Below are 810 nucleotides of genomic sequence, written 5' to 3' on the forward strand. Positions count from 1 at the left end.
TAGCATGTCTGCTACCGAATTAATCAGTGGAAAACCAGGCACCAACATCAATACCGACGATGCCATCGCTACGGTTGGTAAATTACCAATTTGGTAAATTTCAGCTTGAGCAGAAATCAACGTGGTTACAAATGCGGTAGCAGCAAAGTTAAGTAATGGATTGAAGTGACGATGGCCAATCTCTTGGCGCACGATCATGCCACCAGCCGAGGCCAAGAAGGTCATAATAAATACGCCCCAATCGCCACCCGCTAAATGGCTGAATGCCGCGCATGATAAGCCAATCATAAGCACCACTAGCCAGCGGTTGTACCGTTCTGGGCTGATGGTATTCAGTTTTTTCTGCGCCATGGCAGCATCGAGTAACCCGCGCTCCATCATGATACAGATGCGTTGAATTTGCGTAATAACGCGCATGTTGATGCCACGATCGGCACAGCTTCGAGTAGTGGTGATGCAGTGTCCATCCATTACGGTCGTGACAACCAAGGCATTGGCTGAGAGGGCTACAGCCACTTCATGCACGCCACAAGCTAAGCCAATACGACGCATGATATCGCACACAAGCGTACTTTCTGCGCCATGGGCCAACAGCATTTGTCCGGCTTGAGCGACAAGTCGAGAAATGGAGCGTTGGTTAGATACCGTCAACTCTCCAGACGGTATGGTTTCTAGATTCATAGATAGGTCTAAGTCCTTTTAGGGTGTTGCTTACTCTCACGTGAAGGAGGCCAAACAGTCCCGAATTATCACGCGAAGCCACTATTGTGCCGCAAATCACATCATCTAAATATGATTTAGATACAAAAA

1 protein-coding gene is annotated in these 810 nt (G+C 48.0%); it reads right to left on the reverse strand.

Translation table 11 applies throughout. The features are described 5' to 3' along the window. A partial coding sequence (locus R7093_RS24855) for a threonine/serine exporter family protein (RefSeq protein WP_318146970.1) occupies positions 1-681 on the reverse strand: 681 nt, incomplete at its 3' end. Positions 682-810 lie beyond the last annotated feature (129 nt).

It is taken from the genome of Vibrio sp. 1580, from assembly GCF_033340055.1.